We start from the raw sequence: 22,534 nt of genomic DNA, 5'->3' as shown, positions 1-22,534 counted from the left end.
GCCCTATGAACTCGTTATCCGTTTGCCATGTTGCTTTGTTTAACACACGGATCGAGCTGTAAATTGTAAAAGGTGGGTTAAGTTGATTTCGATATATTTGGTTGACGATCATGAGCTTGTGAGAACTGGGATCCGCCGCATCTTGGAAGATGAACGTGGGATCAAAGTCGTGGGCGAAGCCCCTGATGGTGAGACTGCGGTGCAGTGGGCTCGCCAAAATGAAGCGGATGTGATCTTAATGGATATGAATATGCCTGGGATGGGCGGATTGGAAGCCACTCGAAAAATTTTACGATATCAACCCCATGCAAAAATTATTGTATTAACTGTACACACGGAAGATCCTTTCCCAAGTAAGGTGATGCAAGCTGGTGCTTCGGGCTATTTAACAAAAGGAGCGACGCCGCCGGAAGTACTGCAAGCGATACGTCAGGTCTCTCGCGGACAACGTTATTTGTCCCCAGAAATTGCCCAACAGATGGCGCTGAGTCAGTTTAATCCTGCCGATGAAAACCCGTTTAAGTCTTTGTCCGAGCGCGAGTTACAGATCATGTTGATGATCACCAATGGCGAGAAGGTTAACGATATTTCTGAGCAACTGAACTTAAGTCCTAAAACCGTTAACAGTTACCGTTATCGTTTATTTGCTAAGCTGGGGATCAGTGGTGATGTCGAACTAACGCGGTTAGCTATTCGCTATAAGATGTTGGATGCTGGCCATTTTTAATGGAAAGTGGATTGCGTTGGTCGATGACTTTAATCTAGCGAGTTCTTGGGTTATATGTTCCTATGTTGTTTGTGTTAAGTCTCCAAAACTGTGGGTGTGAATGATGTCTAATGAATTTAACGCCCAAAGTTTCTTACGTACTGTTTCATCCTCCGCTGGGGTTTATCGCATGTATGACGTCAAAAATGACGTCATTTATGTGGGTAAAGCCAAAGATCTTAAAAAACGGCTCAGCTCGTATTTTCGTAAAAACCTCGGTAATGTTAAGACCCAAGCCTTAGTTTCACATATTCACCATATTGATGTGACGCTGACCCACAGTGAAACAGATGCTCTGTTGCTTGAGAATGATTACATCAAGCAATACATGCCAAAATACAATGTGTTGTTGCGTGATGACAAATCTTACCCTTACATCTTATTAAGCCAGCATGAGCACCCAAGGCTTGCCTATCATCGTGGTCCGCAGCGGGAAAAAGGCCACTATTTTGGTCCTTATCCCAATGGCGGTGCTGTGCGTGAAAGCCTGCATTTGATGCAGAAGCTGTTTCCTATTCGTCAATGTGACGATCTTTACTACAAATCACGCTCACGCCCCTGTTTGCAATATCAACTGTCTCGCTGTAGCGCGCCCTGCGTGGGCAAAGTCAGTAACGCTGATTATGATGAGCAAGTAAAATTAGCTAGCCTGTTTTTAAAGGGGAAAGATCAGCAAGTGATCAGCGCCTTGGTTGATAAAATGGAACTTGCGGCCGAGCAGCAAGCCTATGAACAGGCTGCACGATTTCGCGATCAGATCATGGCACTGCGTAAAGTTGCCGAGCAACAGGAAGTCTCTAATAATAAAGGCGATATGGATGTTATTGGAGTGCATTATGCGTCGGGCATCGCCTGTTTCCACCTGCTATTTATCCGCGAAGGTAAAATTTTTGGCAGTCGTAGTTATTATCCTTCAGTGCCAGCCCAAACTGATATGGATGAAGTGCTGCGCTCCTTTATCCTACAGTTTTATTTAAATGCAGATATTCAACGCACTATTCCAAAAGAAGTGGTGATTAGCCATAATTTTGAAGAATTACATGAACTTGAAGCGGCGATTTCAGAGGCGCTAGATAAAAAGTTTTCGATTAAGACCAATGTTCGCGCCGACAGGGCGAGCTTCTTACGTTTAGCCGTGACCAATGCGACGAATGCAGTGGTTACGCGCCTATCCCATAAGAACACAGTCGAACAGCGTTTTGTGTTACTCGAAGAAATCTTAGAGTTGAGTGGGCCTATCCAGCGAATGGAATGTTTCGATATCAGTCATACCATGGGAGAGAGCACCGTTGCCTCCTGTGTGGTATTTAATCGAGAAGGGCCGCATAAAGGCGAGTATCGTCGTTATAATATTGATGGTATTACACCGGGTGATGATTATGCGGCAATGAAGCAAGCGGTAAGTCGCCGTTTCGATAAGATTGAGGCAGGCGGTAAAATCCCTGACATTCTGTTTATCGATGGTGGACTCGGGCAGTTGCGTATTGCCCAAAAGATAGTGGATGAAAAGTTTGTCCATTTAGATAAAGCGCCGCAGCTTATTGGGGTGGCGAAAGGTGAGGGCCGTAAACCTGGGCTTGAAACCTTGATCTTAGGGGATACTGAAACCAGCTTTTCCCTCGAAGGGGATTCGCCAGCACTGCACCTTATCCAGCATATTCGTGATGAATCCCATCGATTTGCAATCACTGGCCACCGTAACCGTCGCCAGAAAACCCGTAATACTTCAACACTGGAATCGATCCCTGGTATTGGTCCTAAACGTCGTAAAGCTTTGTTACAGCATTTAGGAGGCTTGCAGGAAGTGAAAGGGGCAAGTGTGGCGGAATTAGTCAAAGTACCAGGGATCAGCATAGAAATGGCACAAACCATTCATGATGCATTGCGAGGGTGATAAAATTAAGGCAAGATTGGCGCTGCTTTTGACTAACTGGTTTGATCATGCCGTTTAACTTACCTATAGCATTAACTCTTTTCAGGCTTTTTTTACTGCCCATTTTTGTGGTGCTGTTTTATTTACCCTATGACTGGACCCCTTTTGTTGCCGCATTTACCTTTTGGCTTGCGGCGTTAACGGATGCATTAGATGGTTATGCTGCCCGTAAATTGAAACAATTAACTCGTTTTGGCGCTTTTCTTGACCCAGTCGCTGATAAGTTGATGGTGATTACAGCTTTAGTTTTGTTGGTCGATCAATACGCGAATATCTGGCTGACGTTGCCCGCCCTGTTTATGATAGGTCGCGAGATTGTCATTTCAGCGTTGAGGGAATGGATGGCTGAAATTGGTAAACGTGGTACTGTCGCCGTGTCTTGGATTGGTAAATATAAGACGGCTGCGCAAATGGTGGCAATTATTGGGCTGATTTGGCAATACAATCCTTTAATGACTAATGCCGCATTTGTACTGTTATATATCGCCGCTGTATTAACGTTTTGGTCAATGATGAGTTACATTTTAGCCGCTTGGAAAGATCTTACCGCTGAATAGTGCAATAAAAAATCAAAGAGATTATTTAGTGTGCAAGCAGTAAGTTATCGGTAAAACAGCGGTTGACACTGGGTGGTAAATCGGTAGAATGCCACCCCGTAGACAAGAGGCAATGTGCAAACAAAGTCTTAACGTTGCCTAATATTGATGTTTGATATTAGCTAGGTAATAAAGTGAAATGCTTTGTTTATCTGAGTGAATAGTAAAACAAGATGCGACATTAGCTCAGTTGGTAGAGCGATACCTTGCCAAGGTATAGGTCATCGGTTCGAACCCGATATGTCGCTCCAATATTTTTAAAGTCTAATTCTACTCAACATGAGTTAGCAACTATGGCGCGATGGCAGAATGGCTATGCTGCGGATTGCAAATCCGTCGATCTCGGTTCGACTCCGGGTCGCGCCTCCATAGATTAAAGTATTAATGACACGATTCCCGTCGTTAATATCAAGAGTTTGCCCGAGTGGTGGAATCGGTAGACACAAGGGATTTAAAATCCCTCGCTGGTAACAGCGTGCCAGTTCAAGTCTGGCCTCGGGTACCATTATTTTGATAGTGATGGTAAAAATAAAGTCCGAATCTTCAATAGGCTTTATTAAATAGATTTATTAGTGTTAAGCGTTAATGATTTAGAGTTAATAATATTTTTGACATGATTCCCGTCATTAATATTCAGCGTTTGCCCGAGTGGTGGAATCGGTAGACACAAGGGATTTAAAATCCCTCGCTGGTAACAGCGTGCCAGTTCAAGTCTGGCCTCGGGTACCAAAAAAGAAAAAGCCTCGATATTTATATCGAGGCTTTTTTGCATTTAGATTTCTACTTTTAGTCGGCATTCTTCGTGAGGGGTTTAAGGTCAAATTTGACTGACACACTTAACGTACTGCTTACTTTAGTTCGCAGAGGTCCTTGCGGCGACGCACATCAGGAGAGGCTAATAACCCTAAAATCACACAATAGTGCTACGTTTTAAGTGATAGTGTCATTTTGAATTAAGCCTGTAGTTATGCTGGCAGAGAAGTCGAGCAATAAGGTATGGGATTATGTTTGCTGAAAAGCAGGTCGTGAGTTTTTAGCCTTGGCTTGTTCTATTTATGCTAGAGATAAAACCTATAAATAGTAAGCCTATAAATAAAATCCTAGGTATAAAAAAGCGCCAGTAAAAACTGGCGCTTTTATTCACTTACACGGTCAGTTTATGTTTGTTAGACAATGATACTAGTGAATATCAGTTTATTGCCAATCATCGCTATTCCAGCGGTACAGCCAAGTCGCAGCAAGTGGTTTATCGTCTTTCTTAAGCTGTATTCTCAGTTCGGCTACATTGGTACTTTCTGGTTCGAAGCTGATAAATACTCGAGCGCCATTGATGTCCGGGTGGGCGACAATCCGAGACGAGAGGATTTTACCTTTGCTGATGCTGGCATCGATGATAATTTTATCAATATCTTGCGGCTTGATGTTACTGAAATCGATAAGTAATTCTTTGCCTTTTGCTAAGACTTGCCCCTTAGTACTGCGGACAACACGTGCTTTTGACGCCGTAGAAGGGCTGTCGTTTGAGGCTGTTATGCGATAGGAGTATTTATAGGGCTGATCCTTTTTTAGTCCGCCTTGCGGCTCCCAATAGGCAACTATGTTGTCGTTGGTTTCAGCATTAGAGGGAATTTCAAGCAACACCAGTTGGCCTTTGCCCCAATCATTGAGGGGTTCAATCCATGCTGAAGGTCGAAGTTGATAGTTTGCACTCAGATCTTGATAGTCTTCAAATTTACGATGGCGCTGTATAAGACCAAATCCCTTTATATCTTCATCGCCAAAAGCACTGATCTGCAGTTTGTTAGGATTATTTAATGGACGCCATAGGCGCTCGCCATTACCACGATCGATTTGTAGGCCGTCGGAGTTATGTACTTGTGGGCGGTAATCGGGTTTATCTGAGTTATCGAGTCCGCCAAAGAGGAACATAGAGGTCAGCGGTGCAAGACCCACATGCTGGATATCTTTGCGTGGGAATAAGGTTACATCCACTTCGACACGTGATGGTGAACCGGGATAAATACCAAAACGATAGGCGCCAGTGACACTTTGGCTATCTAGCAGAGCATGAACCACAATTGCCGTCTGATATTTAGATGGACGCTCGACCCAGAAACGCTTAAACAGGGGATATTCTTCACCTTTTGGCTGAGCGACATCAATCGCTAAACCACGATTAGACAAGCCATAGGTTTGCCCTTTAGAGAGCACGCGAAAATAGCTCGCACCTTGAAACATGATGAATTCATCTTTTATTTCATCATCATTGATAGGGTAATGTAAACGCACACCCGCATATTGGCCCACTTGAGTGATGAGTTTTTCAATGGTGTCGTTAGGGACATCGAATGAAGCTTCTGTTAGCTCAATTGGAATAGCTTTGCTGTTTTCAACCACGTCGATATCGACAAGGTTTTTATAGAGAAAGCCTGGAGCAAAAAGTTGTACCGAAAATTTGGTCGGTGTTCCGCCCCAAATCGCGGCATTTTCTTGGTAATTGATTTTGCCATAGGTCGCGAAATCGAGATCAACCAGTTCTTTAGGTGCTTTTTTCGCTTCTTTAAATGGTTTTTGCGACAGTTGTTGAGCGAGTTCAATGACTGTGTCTTGGGAGAATTTTTTAGATTTCTTCTCTGGTGCAGGCGTTGGTGTTGTCTCTGCCGCTGCGGCATTGACGTTGTTTATGCCGACGACATAGACGATGGCGGTCAAGATGACAAAAGGTAGTTTTTTGAGTAATGCCGGATAACCGGTAGGGTAATTCATCATAAGATTCATTCGCAAAATGGAAACTCCTTACTAAAATGACGCTGATTCATAGGCACAATGTATGCTTCAGTCTATCTAATCCCTAAATATTAATAACTTGTCTGCTATAAAATCCTCAGTCGTGGGATTCGAGTAGCTGAGGTAAGGGATAATTTTACCTGCGTAGCTAGAGATTTGTAACATAAATTATGCTTGGCGCTATTTTAGGTGCCGTTCTCAATACTTTGCGGTGTGATTTTACGATAAGTAATAGCAATTGGTACTGCAGTAAAAACTGTCTTGGCTGAGCTAACACTGTTCTCATTGAATTCAGTGGCGTTTTTACACAAAATTGGTGCAGTTGAATCGATAGTGTTAATTAAAAGCTTACAATATCAAATAGTTAATCTTAATTATTGCTAATGAGTGATTCAGGCTCACGGTATTAACTGTGAGCCCATTTAGATATGCTAACGTGGATATTATGACTTGAGTAAGTGCGATAGGTCACTGCCCACAGGAATTAGGATCTCTTGCTGCTCACCACAGAATAAATACGCAGGTTTGTCACCTAAGAGTGATAGTGTGTCTCCTTGTCGCCACAAAGCTGAGCCTTCAACTATGCCTATCACTGGGGTTAATGGGTCGACTTTAGTGAATTCTAATAGTCGCTGGGCACGGGTTTCACCATTGTGGCCCGGTGCTTGGTAATTGGAATAGTGTGGATTGAGCTGGAACGGCACTAAGTTTAATGCGTTGAACGACGGCGGTTCGATGATCGGCATATCATTAGTGGTGCGAATACTCAGTCCCGATACGTTTGAACCCGCGCTCCAGCCGATATAAGGCTTACCAAGGGCGACTTGCTCACGAATAAGCGTGACCAGATCATAATGATATAGTTGGTGTAACAGGTGAAAGGTGTTACCCCCACCGATTAAAATTCCATCGGCATCTTTTATTGCTTGTTTAGGGTCTGGATGCTGATGAATACCACTGATATCGAGTTCAAGCTCAGCTAGCCCAGTCACGACAGACGCTAAATAAGTGTCATAACTCATGCTAACCCCTGCATAGGGAATAAAAATCCATTTTTGTGCGTTGGCGGTGAGCGGTTTAATAAAAGGGAGCGCGTGGGCAAGATAAGGCGTATCACCGACACGAGAGCTGCTCAGTAGTAGGGCGTTGATTGTCATTTTGTATCCTGAAATCTCGGAGTGTATTGGTATGTTAACAAAGATTAATTCCGATAAACATAGAGAGTTAAAGCAGAATTGCGCTCTAGCACGGCTAGCAGCGGTGTTTTTCAAGATAGTGATCCCCACCAAGATAGAGCGTTCAGGGCATTCTACTTCTGTATTGCATCAATGCAAAAGTCAGTGATTGATGCGCCTTGAATTAAAGCTCTCAGAACGCGATGAAACTCGTATCTTGAGGTTGCTTGGGCATAAGTTTAAGTTTCGATTAATATACTGTCCCTAGACTCTCGGCCATGAAAGGCAGTGTCTATATACGAGAAAGATACCTATTTTAAAAACTCTTTTCTTTTACCACTTGAATTTCGATGATTTGGACATATTATGTCTTTGAACAAAGTTAAATGGCCTATTCTTGCCCTAAAGGAGCTGAAATGAAGCGTATATTTCTATTGATTGCGACTAACCTAGCTGTGTTGCTAGTAGCCTCAATTGTGATGTCTATTCTAGGCGTGAACACGTCTACTATGGGTGGACTGCTGGTGTTCGCTGCCATTTTTGGATTCGGTGGGGCCTTTATCAGCTTAGCCATTTCAAAATGGATGGCGAAAAAGACCATGGGTTGTGAAGTCATCACCACCCCACGTGACAGTACCGAACGTTGGTTAGTGGAGACGGTTGCCCGTCAAGCTAAGCAAGCGGGGATTAAAATGCCAGAAGTGGCTATTTATCAATCACCTGACATGAATGCGTTCGCTACTGGTCCAAGTAAAGATAATTCATTAGTGGCTGTGAGTACGGGTCTGTTATATGGCATGAGCCAAGATGAAATTGAAGGCGTATTAGCCCACGAAGTGAGCCACGTTGCTAACGGTGACATGGTGACCTTGACACTGATCCAAGGTGTGGTTAACACGTTCGTGATCTTCGCGGCCCGTGTGGTTGCTGGTATTATCAACAACTTCGTGTCGAGTAATGATGAAGAAGGCGAAGGTTTAGGTATGTTCGCGTACATGGCCGTTGTTTTCGTACTAGATATGCTATTCGGTATCTTGGCTTCAATTATCGTCGCTTACTTCTCACGTATTCGTGAGTACAAAGCCGATGAGGGCGCGGCTCGTTTAGCGGGTAAAGGCAAGATGATTGCTGCGCTTGAGCGTTTACGCCAAGGCCCTGAAAGCACGGCAATGCCTGCACAAATGTCTGCCTTTGGTATTAACGGCAAACGTTCAATGGCGGAGATGATGATGAGTCATCCTCCATTAGAGAAACGTATTGCAGCGTTAAGAGCAAGCTAATAAAGAGTGAGTTAACTCTTAAATGTCAAATCTGAGTGCTTAAGACTCACTTGATATTAGATTTAAGACTTTTAACATCGGGCTCAAACTTTGGTTTGAGCCCGATTTTTTATGCCTGCAGCAAATTATGCTGCGCGGTTGCCGCAAGGGCACGGTAAACCAGTGTCGTTTGTTTTGCTTTGATATTCCAATGCTGCCAAAACAGCGGCACGCGCATGCGCCGTTCTGGGGTGATCTCAATCAGTATCCCTTTATCGATTAATGGTTTAGCTTGTAAATGCCCAACGAGCCCATAACCTAAACTCAAGTTAATCGCTTCTAAAAAGCTCTCGGAAGAGGGGATAGTATGTTGCCACCATTGCCCTAGGGTCATATTGAAATACTGGGCGAGAAACTTCTCATGCAACTTATCTTTGGTGGAGAACACTACTGCTGGCGCCTTTGCTAACTGAACTTGGTTGATGGCGTTGAATGACGAGGTGTCACTAAATGATGGAGTATCGCTCAGATCGCTAAAATAGCGTGCGGCAAATTCGGGCGTGGCCACACACAAATATTCCATGGTGCCTAAAAATTCACTGCTGCAACCCGCCATCGGCACTTCGGTTGTGGTGACACATCCGACCGCTTCACCATTTTTCAATAGATGATGGGTGTAGGACTCATCATCGACAATTAATTCCAATAACCAAGCGTGGCGACTGAACATGCCTGCTAGCGCAGGTAAAAACCACGTGGCCAAACTGTCGGCATTCACAGCGATGCGCACTGTGGTTGGATGGTTGGGATCGTCGGCGTCCATCTCGGCTCTTAATTCACTCTCTAGTAATTGTACCTGTGAATAGTGGCGCAACAGGCGCTTACCTGTGGGCGTTGCGACCACAGGATTGGAGCGAATAAGCAGTGACTGACCGACTTTTTCTTCAAGTTGTCGAATGCGCTGTGATACCGCCGACTGGGTGATGTGCAGCACTTTGGCGGCGCGGTCGAAGCCGCCTTCCGAGACCACAACGGCGAGCGCTTTGAGATTCGCGTATTCCAGCATAGTCATCCTCAAATGAGTGTGTTTGGACGGTTATTAATTTTACTTATGATACATAAAAAACATTAGTTATATTAATTTTGTTGTTTTGACTATGCTAGCGCCTTCTTTGAACATGAGAGGTGGTTATGCAAGCGGCATTTATACAGGGTATGGGGATTGGTGGGAGTTTGATTATTGCTGTGGGCGCACAAAATGCCTTTGTGCTCAAGCAAGGCATCAAGCGCTCATACCCGTTACCGATTGCCTTGCTCTGCTCAATCATTGATGCGCTGATGATCACTGCGGGTGTAGCGGGGCTAGGACATATTATTGAGTCGTTTCCCACTATTAAGCATGTGGCGAGTTTCGGTGGCGCCGCGTTTCTACTCTGGTATGGTGCGAATGCACTAAAGGCGTCGTTTGTGGCTAAGGGTATTGAGATGGATCAAGCCGATAATGCGGACACATTTAAGAAAGCCGTACTGACGACGCTTGGGATCAGTTTACTTAATCCGCATTTGTATCTTGATACTGTGGTGTTACTCGGCAGCATTAGCACTCAATTTGATGATTTCGATCGGCCTTGGTTTGGCGCGGGTGCCGTACTGGCATCATTTATTTGGTTTTTTGGCTTAAGTTTTGGTGCGCGTTTGTTAGCGCCCATTTTTACTCGCCCAGCTGCATGGCGTTACCTTGACCGTTTTATTTGGTTAACCATGTGGAGCATTGCCGCTGCGATTATTTGGCCCTATGTGGCAGGATAACCGGTGTTGGGATGCCATAGAATACGGGCATAGCTGAATACTTTTGCGGTTTTTTTGCTCGGTTAGAACGTATCTTGTGATATGAAAGTGAAAATTTTTCATGAAAAAGGTCCTGATTTCAGGACCTTTTCGTTATCGATTGCCGATTATTTATTCAGGCTACCAAGATCAACTGACAACGTTTACACTTTTGTGCCGATTAAAGCAGCAGCTTGAAGCCTTGTATTCGTCGTCATATTAGTCATTAACCCGCGATTTGCGCGAGTACGACTTCATGGTGATCTTTGGTTTTAAACTTATCGAATACGTGGGCGATGGTGCCGTCGGTATTGATAAGGAAGCTTAATCTGTGGATGCCATCATAGGTTTTTCCCATGAATTTCTTTTCACCCCAGACCCCAAAAGCGTCGGCGACACTGTGGTCTTCATCGCTCAGCAAAGTGAAGTTGAGTGCTTGTTTCTCTGCAAATTTAGCCAGTTTAGCCACAGGATCTGGGCTAATGCCAAATACAGTGACATTATGACTATCGAGCTCGGCTTTACTGTCACGTAGACCGCAGGCTTGAACTGTGCAACCCGGCGTTGATGCTTTCGGGTAAAAATACACTAAAACAGGGCCTTGCTTAAGGCTGTCAGCCAGCGATACTGAGTTGCCATGTTGATCTTGCAGTGTAAAGTGAGGCGCTTTTGCCCCAGCCGTTAAGGTATTCATCTATTATCCTCTGTCCTCTAAGATGGCAGTGCCTTCCATACGACGAATAGTACAATCTAAGGTCATATCTTGGGCGAGCTGATAGATACTCTGTTCGAGCTTTTCTAGTTCAACTTTTTCAGGAATATTAATGGTTAGCGACACATTTTGCGTTTGTTCACCACCGGGGAGTTCCTCAGAAAATGAACGTACTGCGGCAAGATCTAATGACCTGTCAGCAAGGAACTGGGTAATACGTTTAATGGTGCCGCGTTGGTCTTTACCCGTAAAGCGTACTTCGAGGCGAGAAAGGTAGTTTTGTGGTGTGTGTTTAGAGGTGCGTTTCATCACCGTCAGCAGTTCTAACTCAACGCTGAGACTGGGGAACATACTTTCAATTTTCGTTATTGATGCCCACGAGCCAGACAACATCATAATCAGGGTAAATTCGTTACCAAATAATGCCATACGGCTGTCGACGATATCGCAGTCACAGTCACTGGCAAGTCGAGCTAGTTTACTTACAAGTCCAGGACGGTCGAGACCCATCGCTGTTACGACCAGGAAATTGGTCATGAATTTTCCTCACTTTTTCGATATCATAGAGCGAAAACTCAGGGTTAAAGCTGAGTTTTTGTGCGGGATGTAATGCTACCATAACTAATTCAATTTGAGAGCCCCGTTAATGCTTGTCATTAGTGGTTGGCATCAGTACCATAGCGAATCCTGAAATCTTGGGGAAAGTCAGATGATAAACGGAAGCATCGTAGCCTTAATCACGCCAATGAACAGTGATGGCTCAGTAGATTTTGCAAGTCTTGAAAGGTTAGTCGAATTCCATATTGACCAAGGCACAGATGCCATTGTGGCCGTTGGTACTACTGGCGAGTCAGCGACTCTGCCTATGCCTGAGCATGTAGCGGTCGTTTCACAAACCGTTAAATTTGCTGCGGGACGTGTTCCTGTCATTGGTGGCAATGGCGCCAATGCCACATCTGAAGCCGTTGAGCTCACCAAGTCCTTATCTAAGGTGGGTGTTGCCGCTATGCTTGGTGTAACGCCATATTATAATAAGCCAACGCCTAAGGGATTGATTGCGCATTATAAAGCCGTGGCCGCTAGCACAGATATTCCACAAATTCTTTATAATGTTCCAGGCCGTACTGCCGTTGATATGCTGCCAGAAACTGTTGCCGAGCTTGTTAGCGTGAGCAACATTATTGGTGTAAAAGAGGCGACCGGTGACTTATCCCGTGTAAAACGTCTGCGCGAACTGTGCGGCGACGATTTCCTCTTGTATAGCGGTGATGATGCCACTGCCAGAGAGTTTTTACTCTTAGGTGGAAATGGCGTAATTTCTGTGGCTAACAACATAGTACCAAAGGCTTTTAAAGCTATGTGTGATGCGGCGCTCGCTGGCAATGCCGAGTTGGCTCAGAGCATAGATACCCCGCTGCGCGGTTTGTATAGCACACTGTTTTGTGAAGCCAACCCTATCCCAGTAAAATGGGCTGCCCATCGTATGGGTTTGATTGAATGTGGCCATATTCGTTTACCTTTGACTGAACTTTCTGAGCAATGTCATGGTCTGTTGATAGAAGCAATGACTCGTGCCCAGATAGAGGTTAAATAATTAATGTTAAAGAAAGTCACTCCACTGATCTTAGTTGCTGCTGTTGCAGCCTGTAGTTCGCCACTTGATCGCCGCCAAGCGAACGGTAACGACGACTATGTTCAGGCCGAGCAAGCACCTTTGCTTAAGATCCCCGCGGGATTAAAAACGCCACCCTACAATAAAGAATTCGATGTACCAGCACTGGGTTCTAAAGTGAATGCTTCGCTGTATGGCAAAAACTTAGATATCCGTCCGCCACTGCAAGTACTGCCAATGGCGGAAGGTACTCATGTGGAAGAGGGCAGTGACAACATTAAAATCGTGGTTGAATCCATCGACAATGCTGTGGATTTGAAACAAGAAATCTTCACAAACTTAGATGGTTTCTTTGCTCAAAAAGGTATTGCTGTTCGTAGCCGTGATTTTGACAAAGGCAACGTAGAAACCGATTGGATTGAAAGCCGTGAAGTGATTGAATCGAGCATGTGGGGTGCGGATAAAGTTTATCTGTTGCGCCAACGCTATCGTTTTGATGTGGAAACGCGCCCACATGGTCGTACTGCCAATATCGTTATTCACTTAGTTGAACACGAAGAGTTCTACGACGATAAAGCGCAACAAGTTTTATTAAGCGGTGAAGATAAGCAAAGATACACTATTGATATGCTGAACAGCGCCATTGCGTATATCAGCGTTAAGCGCGACCAAGCGATCCAATCGAATCGTTTGAAGCAAACCTTAGGTATTAATGTTGATCTCGTGACGCCTGAAGAAGGTAAAGCTTACTGGTCTGCTAAAGCCTCTTACAAGCAAGTGTGGGATCGTCTACGCATAGTGCTACCAGAAATGGGCTTTGAAATTGCCGATATGGATAGTGCTAAAGGATTGTACTTTATCAAGTTTGACGATAACTCTGGTTTCTGGAGTTCATTGTGGGGCGAAGATAAGTTAGCACTGAAAGAAGGTAGCTACCGTTTACTGCTTGAAGATGGTGATACTCCAGAAGAAACGAAAATCTTCCTTCGCGATAACGAAGATCAGCCATTAAGCGATGAAGTGGTTAGCAATGTGTACCAGTCACTGTCAAACCTGATGAAAGAAGAACGTCAAATACGTTAATTTCAGCAGTTGGCTAGAAAAGGGCGAATTATCGCCCTTTTTTATTGGCTGCGATTTGAGTTTTAAGCAGGGGGTTGTCGATTATCTAGACGATCTGTGTTTCAGGATTTAATTATCTATATACCAATTTTTTTCAAATGGTTTTAGTGATAAATGTTGATTTAGTGGAAATAAGTAAAATTAATCACTTAACAACCTTGTTATCGTACTGCATTCTGGCAACTCAACCATTGATATTGCCAAAGACACTTAATCATACATATTTTGCGCTATCAGCGTAATTTGTAAGAAAAAGTAAAACGTATTGATGCGATGATGTGAGTGAGTAAACTAGCCGTCATTAATGCGAGTCATTCCTTGGAAGCCCGATGAAAAAAATTATTCTAATAATCGCCATATTGGCCGCGGCATGGTTTGGATACCAAGCCATGCAACCGCAAGAGATTGCTGCAGCCCAGATTAAACTCATACCTAATGTGGTGATTGCCACTGCCGCTATGGCGCCCATTCGCGATGAAGTTGAAGCTATTGGTAGCAATAAAGCCGCAGAATCTGTAACGATAACGCCTAAAGTCACCGACATGGTGATAGCGCTTAAATTTGACGACGGCGATATCGTTAAAAAGGGTGAGTTATTAGTCCAACTGCAAAATGCTGAGCAGATCGCTAAGGTTAAAGCCGCGCAAGTCAAAGTCAGTGATAATCAACGTGAATTAGCTCGGATCAGTTCGTTGGTGACTAGCCGCACTGTGGCCGAGTTAGAACGCGATAGATTACAAACCCTTATTGATACCACCCGTGCCGAGCTCGAACAGGCACAATCATCACTCAATGATCGCAGTATTCTGGCGCCTTTTAATGGCCGTTTAGGTTTACGTCAAATCAGTGTGGGCAGCTTAGTGTCGCCCGGCACTGTGATTACGACATTGGATGATATTTCTACCATTAAGCTCGATTTTTCAGTGCCAGAGCGCTTTATTCAAGATTTAGAGCCAGGTAAAAAGGTGGAAGCCAAAGCGGTCGCTTTCCCTGATGTGACTTTCAAAGGTGTGGTGACATCGATTGATAGCCGCGTGAATCCAACCACGCGCACAGTGATCGTTCGCGCCGAAATCCCAAATCCTGAGCTGCGTTTATTACCGGGCATGTTGATGAAGGTTAAACTCATCAAGCGTAGCCGCGAGGCCTTGATGTTACCTGAATCTGCCATTATCCCGATCCAAAACAGCCATTATGTTTACAGCGTCAATGCTGACAAGGTGATTGAACGTAAACAAGTCACTATTGGTATTCGCACCCGTGGCTGGGTGGAGATCTTAGACGGTTTAGCCTTGGGCGAAAACGTGGTGATCCGCGGCTTACTGAAAGTTCATCCTGGGGATAAAGTGCAAACTGAGTTCGCGGAAAAGTTTAGTTATCTTGCCGATACGAACGCGGAGCCAAGTGTATGATCCTTACTGATCTCTCGGTCAAACGTCCCGTATTTGCCTCAGTGATCAGCTTGCTGCTGGTCGCTTTCGGGCTTGTCTCCTTTGATAAATTGCCCCTGCGCGAATACCCAAACATAGATCCGCCAGTGGTATCTATCGACACGAATTACCGCGGTGCCAGTGCTGCCGTGGTGGAAAGCCGCATTACCCAATTGATTGAAGACAGGATCAGTGGCGTCGAAGGCATTCGTCACGTGAGTTCATCGAGCAGTGATGGCCGCTCATCGGTTACCTTAGAGTTTGATATTAGTCGTAATATTGAAGATGCAGCTAACGATGTGCGCGACAGGATCTCAGGTTTACTCGACAATTTACCCGATGAAGCAGATCCCCCAGAAGTACAAAAGGCCAATGGCAGTGATGAAGTGATCATGTGGCTCAATCTCGTGTCAGATCAAATGACGACCCTAGAATTGACCGATTACACCAACCGTTATTTGTCGGACCGCTTTTCGGTGGTCGATGGTGTGGCGCGGATGCGTATTGGTGGCGGTAAGGTTTACGCCATGCGCGTTTGGCTTGACAGACAAGCCTTGGCCTCTCGCAGTTTAACGGTTGCCGATGTTGAGGCCGCGCTCAGAGCTGAGAACGTCGAGTTACCTGCAGGTTCGATAGAGTCGAAGGAGCGGCACTTTACAGTGCGACTGGAGCGGGGTTATCGCACTGCCGAAGATTTCGCAAACTTAGTGATCACCCAAGGGGAAGACGGTTATTTAGTCAAACTGAGCGATGTCGCGCGGGTGGAAATTGGCTCTGATGAAGAGCGGATTATGTTCCGTGGCAACAAAGAGGCAATGATAGGTTTAGGCGTGTCTAAACAGTCGACCGCCAATACGTTAGAAGTGGCGCGCGCAGTGAACGCGCTGGTTGACAAAATCAACCCGACTTTGCCAGCGGGGATGTCGATTAAACGCAGTTACGATAGCTCAGTGTTTATCGAAGCCTCGATTAAAGAAGTGTATCAAACCCTGTTCACTGCGATGATTTTAGTGATTATCGTGATTTATCTGTTCCTTGGCAGCGTGCGCGCTATGTTGATCCCCGCGATCACTGTGCCAGTGTCTCTGCTCGGCACCTTTATTGTGCTGTATGCGCTAGGTTATACCATTAACCTATTGACCTTATTGGCAATGATCCTCGCCATCGGTATGGTGGTGGATGATGCGATTGTGATGCTGGAAAACATCCATAGACGTATCGAAGAAGGAGATTCACCACTCAAAGCTGCTTTTCTCGGTGCGCGTGAAGTGGCTTTTGCTGTTATCGCGACCACACTCGTATTGGTCGCGGTATTTATGCCAATCACTTTCCTTGAGGGTGACTTAGGTAAACTCTTTAAAGAGTTTGCCGTGACCATGAGTGCGGCTGTGCTGTTCTCTAGCCTAGTGGCGCTCACACTCACGCCCATGATGTGCTCTAAGTTGCTTAAGCCGAGCTCGCAGGATTCTTGGTTGGTGCGTAAGGTCGACGGCATAATGACAAAAGTGTCAAACCGGTATCAATTGTCCTTAAAATCCGCCATGGCTCACCCGATATTGGTGTCGATTCTGGTGTTAGTCGCATTAGGCTCTAGTGTCTATTTAGTCCAAAAAGTACCGCAAGAATTTGCGCCACAGGAAGACCGTGGTTCGTTATTCTTGATGGTCAACGGGCCACAGGGCGCGAGTTACGAATACATAGAATCCTATATGAATGAAGTGGAAAACCGCTTGATGCCATTGGTCGAAACGGGTGATATCAAACGTCTGCTCATTCGTGCCCCCCGTGGCTTTGGCCGCGCGGCGGATTTCTCTAACGGTATGGCAATCATAGTACTGGAAGATTGGGGCAAACGTCGCCCAGTAAAGGAAGTTATCGTCGACATTAATAAACGTCTTGCCAATCTCGCCGGAGTGCAAGCGTTCCCTGTGATGCGCCAAGCCTTTGGTCGCGGCGTAGGTAAACCTGTGCAATTTGTGATTGGTGGACCTAGCTACGAAGAGCTTGCCCGCTGGCGCGATATCATGATGCAAAAGGCGGCACAGAATCCCAAATTATTAGGATTAGATCACGATTATAAAGAGACTAAGCCTCAACTTCGTGTCGTCATCGACAGAGACAGAGCTGCGAGCCTTGGAGTATCGATTTCAAACATTGGCCGTACGTTGGAATCCATGTTGGGCTCACGCTTAGTGACGACGTTTATGCGTGACGGTGAAGAATACGATGTGATCGTTGAAGGCGAGCGCGATAATCAAAATACCGCGGCGGATCTGCAAAATATCTATGTTCGTTCCGAGCGCAGTCAGGAGCTTATTCCGCTGTCTAACTTAGTGACTGTGGAGGAGTTTGCCGACGCCAGTTCGCTGAATCGTTACAACCGTATGCGCGCGATCACCATAGAAGCCAGTTTAGAAGATGGTTATAGTCTAGGTGAAGCCCTTGATTATATGAATCAATTGGCGCGTACCTATTTGCCAGCGGAAGCGGTGATTAGCTACAAGGGCCAATCCCTCGATTATCAAGAGTCGGGTAGCTCTATGTACTTCGTATTCATCCTCGCACTGGGGATTGTATTCCTCGTGCTCGCGGCGCAGTTTGAGAGTTATATCCACCCTGTGGTGATCATGCTTACTGTGCCGCTGGCTACCGTCGGAGCCTTAATTGGTTTGTGGCTTACGGGGCAGAGTCTTAATATTTACAGTCAGATAGGCATTATTATGCTGGTCGGGTTAGCCGCGAAAAATGGCATCTTGATTGTCGAGTTTGCTAATCAATTGCGGGATAAAGGCGTTGATTTTGATAAGGCCATTATTCAAGCGTCAGCGCAGCGGTTACGACCTATCTTAATGACAGGGATCACCACTGCTGCTGGCGCCGTGCCATTGGTATTGGCGGTAGGCGCGGGTGCTGAAACTCGTTTTGTGATTGGTGTAGTGGTGTTGTCGGGGATTTTACTGGCAACCTTATTCACTATCTTCGTGATCCCCGCCGCTTATGGACTCTTTGCCCGCAACAGCGGATCGCCCGAAGCTATCGCCCAACAGTTAGAAAAAGAATTAGCCCAAGACTAACGCCTCGTGCAGGTTGATGTTGAAAGCATACATATAGGCGCTTGGTATTCATCAAGCGCCTTATTTTTAATTTTAAATCAGGTAGGTGGTATGAAACGGATTTTATTCCCTGTGGTTGCACTAGTGACATTAGTTTTATTTGCGGGCTACACGGCTTACAGCATGTCTCAGGCTGAACAATCACTGCTGCAATTTGGCATGCAATTGATGTCACGTTTAGATACTGCACAAGTCGTGATTGATCTGTATATCATGGCGGTTTTGGCCTGTATTTGGATGGTAAAAGATACCCAAGCTCGGCAAAAGACTGTGCTCTCTGTCATGCCCTATATTGGGTTGACCTTAGTGTTCGTCTCAATTGGGCCTTTGTTTTATCTTGTTGTTCGTTACTATCAAAATGAGAACGATGATAAATAACTCGATACCAAAAGTGAGTGCGTAATCATCTTTTGTAGATAAATGAATACCTTTAACGATTGTGGATAAGATGGATAAACGACATCAAAAGCGGATTGAACGTTACTGGACCAAAATGGAGCATAAGGCGACTGAGATATTTTCGAATATTGATGTCGATGAGTGGTTTGATTATTGGCATACTCACCTCGATTGGGAAGGTAAAGGTAATGCAAGGCCTGAAAATAGGGCGCGAGCCTTGACGTTAACCTATCAATTTTTAAAGCTGGCGGAGGGGCTCACTCAGCATAGAAATAATGAGGTTCAATGTTTTGCTATCGTCAAACCCAATACAGGTGACAATGCCGTTTATCTTCATTCTGCAAACCCCAATGGCACGCCGTTTCCTCATCCATATCTTGATGTTCAGTGGGGCGTAACTAACGCAGCGTTTATTGATGTGATTGACTTTACCACTCATGAAGTCGGTGTGTTTGGCAACGCTTCGGAACACACTTACTTTGTGAGAAAACGTGTGGTTTAAGTAAAATCTGCACAATAGGCGCGGTGTTATTTTTATGCTGCGCTCGCTAATAAAAGTTTTAGATAAGCCAGAACTACCCGTAATTCTTTCAATGCCTGTCCTATTTTTCGCCATTCGAACCTCGTTTTAGCCCTTGCCCTTGAAAAGCAAATTTGGAGCCCCATTTAGTAAACACTAAGCGTTACTTTTACCAAATTGCGTAACAAATAAAGGAAAATTTCATGTCACAACAAGAAACTCATGGTTTTCAAACAGAAGTCAAACAGCTGTTGCATTTGATGATCCATTCTTTGTATTCCAACAAAGAAATTTTCTTGCGTGAACTGGTCTCCAACGCTGCGGATGCGGCGGACAAGCTGCGTTATCTGGCGTTGACCAATGACGCACTCTATGAAGGCGACGGTGAACTGCGAGTCCGTATCAGTGCCGATAAAGAAAAAGGCACTGTGACCATCGAAGACAACGGTGTGGGTATGACCCGCGACGGCGTGATTGAGCATTTAGGCACAATCGCAAAATCAGGCACCGCTGATTTCTTTAAGAATCTATCGGGCGAATCCTCAAAGGATTCACAGTTAATCGGTCAGTTCGGTGTCGGTTTCTATTCGGCTTTTATCGTGGCTAAAAAAGTCACTGTTCGCACTCGCGCTGCCGGTCATAAGGCCGATGAAGCCGTATTGTGGGAATCAGAAGGCGAGGGTAACTTCACCGTTGATACCATCACTAAGGCGAGCCGTGGTACTGAAATCACGCTGCACCTACGTGATGAAGAAAAAGAATTTGCCGATGATTGGCGCCTGCGTTCGATCATCACTAAATACTCAGATCATATCTCTGTGCCAGTCGAAATGTGGCAAGAAGGCTCGCCAGAGCGTGATGGTCCTGATGGCGAAAAAATTCCTGCGACCGAAGGTCAATGGAAAGTCATGAACAAAGCCACGGCTTTGTGGATGCGCAATAAAGCTGACATCAGTGATGAAGAGTATCAAGAGTTTTACAAACACATTTCCCACGATTACACCGACGCACTACTGTGGAGTCATAATCGGGTAGAAGGTAAGCAAGAATACACTAACCTATTGTATATTCCTGCAAAAGCGCCTTGGGATATGTGGAATCGCGACCGTAAACACGGCCTAAAACTGTTTGTGCAACGTGTGTTCATCATGGATGACGCCGAGCAATTTATGCCATCTTATCTGCGCTTCGTGCAGGGCTTAATTGACTCAAACGATCTGCCGCTGAACGTATCCCGCGAAATTCTGCAAGATAACCACGTGACCAAAGCGATGCGTACTGGTATCACCAAACGTGTGCTTGGCATGCTGGAAAAACTGGCGAAAGACGATGCGGAAAAATATCAACAGTTCTGGGCTGAATTTGGTCAAGTGCTGAAAGAAGGGCCTGCGGAAGATTTCGCCAACCGTGAACGTATCGCGGGCTTATTGCGTTTTGCCTCGACCCACACGGGCAGTGCTGCGCCGACTGTGTCACTCGATGACTACATCAGCCGCATGAAAGAAGGTCAAACTAAGATTTATTACATTGTTGCCGACAGCCATGAAGCCGCTGCTAACAGCCCACATTTAGAGTTGTTACGTAAGAAAGGCATTGAAGTCTTACTGATGTCAGAGCGTATCGACGAGTGGCTAATCAACCACTTAACTGAGTACAAAGAGAAACAACTGCACTCAGTGACCCGTGGTGATTTAGAACTTGGCGAGCTGGAAGATGCATCTGAAAAAGAAGCGCAAGAAAAGCTTGAGCAAGAATCGGTAGCTTTAGTTGAACGCATTAAAGCGGCATTAGGCTCAACCGTTGCGGATGTGAAAGTCACGTCACGCTTAACCGATACCCCAGCCTGTGTGGTGGCGGGTGAAGGCGAAATGTCGACTCAGATGATCAAGCTGATGCAAGCTGCGGGTCAACCTGTGCCAGAAGTGAAGCCGACATTTGAGATCAACCCAGCGCACCCATTAGTATCGCGCTTAAATGATCTTCAAGATGAAGCCGCCTTCGCGGATTGGTCAAATCTGCTGCTGCAACAGGCGCAATTATCTGAAAAAGGTAGCCTTGCGGACCCATCGGCCTTTATCAAGCTGATGAACCAAATGTTACTGGCTAACATGAAGTAAATGACTATCGGGGCCCTTCTTTGAACGGCCCCGATATTGTTTCTAGTGCAGGAAGAGTGGTTTGCGCCTAGCCTGTCACTCAATCCGTTAGCGGTAAGACTCGATTTTAAGACTTGGTTCTAACGCTTAGTTTTAAAAGAATAAGGCCTCCCATGATAGAGGCCTTAAATGTTAAGGGAATACTATGGATAATATCCTCAGTCTGACTAAAGACAATATTCAGCAAGTGGTTGACGCCTCGATGCAACAGATCGTGGTGTTAGCATTTTGGGCACAGCCGCAGGAACAAAGTGTGGCTATGCTGCACACCTTAGAGAAAATTGCCGCGCAAAATGCGGGTCGATTCGTGCTCGCAAAAGTTGACTGTGAAGCCGAATTAGAAATTGCCAATTACTTTCGCATTCAAAGTCTACCGACCACGTTAGTATTGGATAAAGGTCAGCCTGTAGATGGTTTTGCTGGCCTGCAAGATGCGGCGCAAGTCACGGCTATGCTGGATAAATATTTACCGCCTATGTGGCAGTTACAGTTAGCACAGGCCAAAGCATTGCTCGCCTTGAGTCAAGTCAGTGCAGAGGATCTTGCTACTGCGGCTGTGTTGCTTAAAGAAGCACATACAGGGTCAAATCAAGCGGGTGAGGTGAGTCTAGTGCTTGCCGATGTGTATCTGATGCAGGGCGAATTAGTGTTAGCACAAGCCATGCTTGAGAAGGTAGGGCTTGCTGACCAAGATGGTTACTACCAGAGTTTAAAAGCTAAGCTCGCACTTGCCTTAGATGCGGCGGATACCCCTGAAATTCGCGATTTGCAGCGAAAGTTTGAGCAAAATCCAACAGATTTAGTGTTATTACTCGAGCTGAGTAAGGCATTGCATGCTGCCCACCGCGATGATGAATCATTAGAACTGTTATTCGGTGTGCTAAGTAAAGATTTAGGTGCTGAAAATGGCACAGTAAAACAAGTATTTATGGAAGTATTAACGGCACTTGGCCAAGGTAATCCCATAGCCAATCAATACCGCCGTAAGCTCTATACTTTGCTCTATTAATGAAAAAAATCGCTTAGTAACCGCAGTTTATTTGCGGTTTCTGAGGCTAAAGTCGAAGCTAAAACCCTTCTCAATGGCGGCCAGATGTGCGAAGATCGCCGCCCTAAGAAGAATATCA

18 protein-coding genes and 4 tRNA genes are annotated in these 22,534 nt (G+C 45.3%); 17 read left to right on the top strand and 5 right to left on the bottom strand.

Features of this window, described 5'->3' with window-relative positions; genetic code table 11:
• Positions 1–82: 82 nt before the first annotated feature.
• The 7 genes from uvrY to KO531_RS15710 all read left to right on the top strand — a co-directional run bounded on the left by uvrY (position 83) and on the right by KO531_RS15710 (position 4,024).
• The gene (gene uvrY / locus KO531_RS15740) at positions 83–727 is read left to right on the top strand and encodes a UvrY/SirA/GacA family response regulator transcription factor (protein ID WP_006082070.1); all 645 of its coding nucleotides are present in this window, start codon (positions 83–85) and stop codon (positions 725–727) included.
• Positions 728–830: 103 nt separating this feature from the next.
• Positions 831–2,660 (top strand): excinuclease ABC subunit UvrC, encoded by a 1,830-nt coding sequence (gene uvrC, locus KO531_RS15735; RefSeq protein ID WP_219251642.1) that lies wholly within the window; start codon positions 831–833, stop codon positions 2,658–2,660.
• Between the two features lie 47 nt (positions 2,661–2,707).
• The gene (pgsA, locus tag KO531_RS15730) at positions 2,708–3,256 is read left to right on the top strand and encodes a CDP-diacylglycerol--glycerol-3-phosphate 3-phosphatidyltransferase (protein WP_028759642.1); all 549 of its coding nucleotides are present in this window, start codon (positions 2,708–2,710) and stop codon (positions 3,254–3,256) included.
• A 214-nt stretch (positions 3,257–3,470) separates the two neighbouring features.
• Positions 3,471–3,546, top strand: a tRNA-Gly gene (locus KO531_RS15725).
• Positions 3,547–3,590: 44 nt separating this feature from the next.
• A tRNA-Cys gene (locus tag KO531_RS15720) sits at positions 3,591–3,664 on the top strand.
• A gap of 49 nt (positions 3,665–3,713) precedes the next feature.
• Positions 3,714–3,800, top strand: a tRNA-Leu gene (locus KO531_RS15715).
• 137 nt (positions 3,801–3,937) lie between these two features.
• Positions 3,938–4,024: transfer RNA gene (locus tag KO531_RS15710), tRNA-Leu, on the top strand.
• Positions 4,025–4,489: 465 nt separating this feature from the next.
• Here KO531_RS15710 and KO531_RS15705 read toward each other — a convergent pair.
• Both KO531_RS15705 and pepE read right to left on the bottom strand, forming a co-directional pair.
• Positions 4,490–6,073, bottom strand: coding sequence for a glucan biosynthesis protein G (locus KO531_RS15705; RefSeq protein WP_242068355.1), 1,584 nt, complete (start codon positions 6,071–6,073; stop codon positions 4,490–4,492).
• 452 nt (positions 6,074–6,525) lie between these two features.
• A complete protein-coding gene (pepE, locus tag KO531_RS15700) occupies positions 6,526–7,239 on the bottom strand; it encodes a dipeptidase PepE (protein ID WP_219251641.1) in 714 nt (237 codons plus the stop codon).
• A gap of 434 nt (positions 7,240–7,673) precedes the next feature.
• Between pepE and htpX the strand changes: the two genes are divergently transcribed.
• Positions 7,674–8,537 carry a protease HtpX gene (gene htpX, locus KO531_RS15695; RefSeq protein ID WP_006082065.1) on the top strand — a complete coding sequence of 288 codons (864 nt, stop codon included), beginning with the start codon at positions 7,674–7,676 and terminating at the stop codon, positions 8,535–8,537.
• A gap of 109 nt (positions 8,538–8,646) precedes the next feature.
• Here the strand turns inward: htpX and KO531_RS15690 are convergent, their stop codons facing one another.
• On the bottom strand, positions 8,647–9,582 hold the full coding sequence (locus tag KO531_RS15690) for a LysR family transcriptional regulator ArgP (protein ID WP_219251640.1): 936 nt from the start codon (positions 9,580–9,582) through the stop codon (positions 8,647–8,649).
• A 125-nt stretch (positions 9,583–9,707) separates the two neighbouring features.
• On the opposite strand from KO531_RS15690, the gene KO531_RS15685 reads away from it, so the two are divergent.
• Complete coding sequence (locus KO531_RS15685; RefSeq protein WP_028759646.1) at positions 9,708–10,325, top strand: LysE/ArgO family amino acid transporter; 618 nt, start codon at positions 9,708–9,710, stop codon at positions 10,323–10,325.
• A gap of 244 nt (positions 10,326–10,569) precedes the next feature.
• Here the strand turns inward: KO531_RS15685 and bcp are convergent, their stop codons facing one another.
• Together bcp and KO531_RS15675 are read right to left on the bottom strand one after the other, a co-directional pair.
• Complete coding sequence (gene bcp / locus KO531_RS15680; protein WP_113940881.1) at positions 10,570–11,037, bottom strand: thioredoxin-dependent thiol peroxidase; 468 nt, start codon at positions 11,035–11,037, stop codon at positions 10,570–10,572.
• 3 nt (positions 11,038–11,040) lie between these two features.
• Positions 11,041–11,592: an ACT domain-containing protein gene (locus KO531_RS15675; protein ID WP_028759648.1), complete on the bottom strand. Its 552-nt coding sequence runs from the start codon at positions 11,590–11,592 to the stop codon at positions 11,041–11,043.
• Between the two features lie 172 nt (positions 11,593–11,764).
• Between KO531_RS15675 and dapA the strand changes: the two genes are divergently transcribed.
• From dapA to KO531_RS15635, 8 genes are all read left to right on the top strand, one after another.
• On the top strand, positions 11,765–12,649 hold the full coding sequence (gene dapA / locus KO531_RS15670; protein WP_028759649.1) for a 4-hydroxy-tetrahydrodipicolinate synthase: 885 nt from the start codon (positions 11,765–11,767) through the stop codon (positions 12,647–12,649).
• Between the two features lie 3 nt (positions 12,650–12,652).
• Entirely contained in the window at positions 12,653–13,750 is a 1,098-nt protein-coding gene (gene bamC / locus KO531_RS15665; RefSeq protein WP_198572357.1) for an outer membrane protein assembly factor BamC, read from the top strand.
• A 368-nt stretch (positions 13,751–14,118) separates the two neighbouring features.
• The gene (locus KO531_RS15660; protein WP_198572356.1) at positions 14,119–15,201 is read left to right on the top strand and encodes an efflux RND transporter periplasmic adaptor subunit; all 1,083 of its coding nucleotides are present in this window, start codon (positions 14,119–14,121) and stop codon (positions 15,199–15,201) included.
• Entirely contained in the window at positions 15,198–18,293 is a 3,096-nt protein-coding gene (locus tag KO531_RS15655; RefSeq protein WP_131523289.1) for an efflux RND transporter permease subunit, read from the top strand. Before KO531_RS15660 ends, KO531_RS15655 begins: the two co-directional genes overlap by 4 nt.
• 90 nt (positions 18,294–18,383) lie before the next feature.
• A complete protein-coding gene (locus KO531_RS15650; RefSeq protein WP_219251639.1) occupies positions 18,384–18,710 on the top strand; it encodes a DUF2834 domain-containing protein in 327 nt (108 codons plus the stop codon).
• A 70-nt stretch (positions 18,711–18,780) separates the two neighbouring features.
• Complete coding sequence (locus KO531_RS15645; protein WP_219251638.1) at positions 18,781–19,233, top strand: hypothetical protein; 453 nt, start codon at positions 18,781–18,783, stop codon at positions 19,231–19,233.
• Between the two features lie 221 nt (positions 19,234–19,454).
• Positions 19,455–21,368, top strand: coding sequence for a molecular chaperone HtpG (gene htpG, locus KO531_RS15640; RefSeq protein ID WP_028759653.1), 1,914 nt, complete (start codon positions 19,455–19,457; stop codon positions 21,366–21,368).
• A 184-nt stretch (positions 21,369–21,552) separates the two neighbouring features.
• Positions 21,553–22,416 carry a tetratricopeptide repeat protein gene (locus KO531_RS15635; protein WP_173497740.1) on the top strand — a complete coding sequence of 288 codons (864 nt, stop codon included), beginning with the start codon at positions 21,553–21,555 and terminating at the stop codon, positions 22,414–22,416.
• The last annotated feature ends 118 nt before the right edge of the window (positions 22,417–22,534 follow it).

Source organism: Shewanella sp. NKUCC06_TVS (assembly GCF_019345515.1).
Classification (GTDB): domain Bacteria; phylum Pseudomonadota; class Gammaproteobacteria; order Enterobacterales; family Shewanellaceae; genus Shewanella; species Shewanella oncorhynchi.
This window is presented reverse-complemented; position numbering and strand designations above follow the sequence as displayed.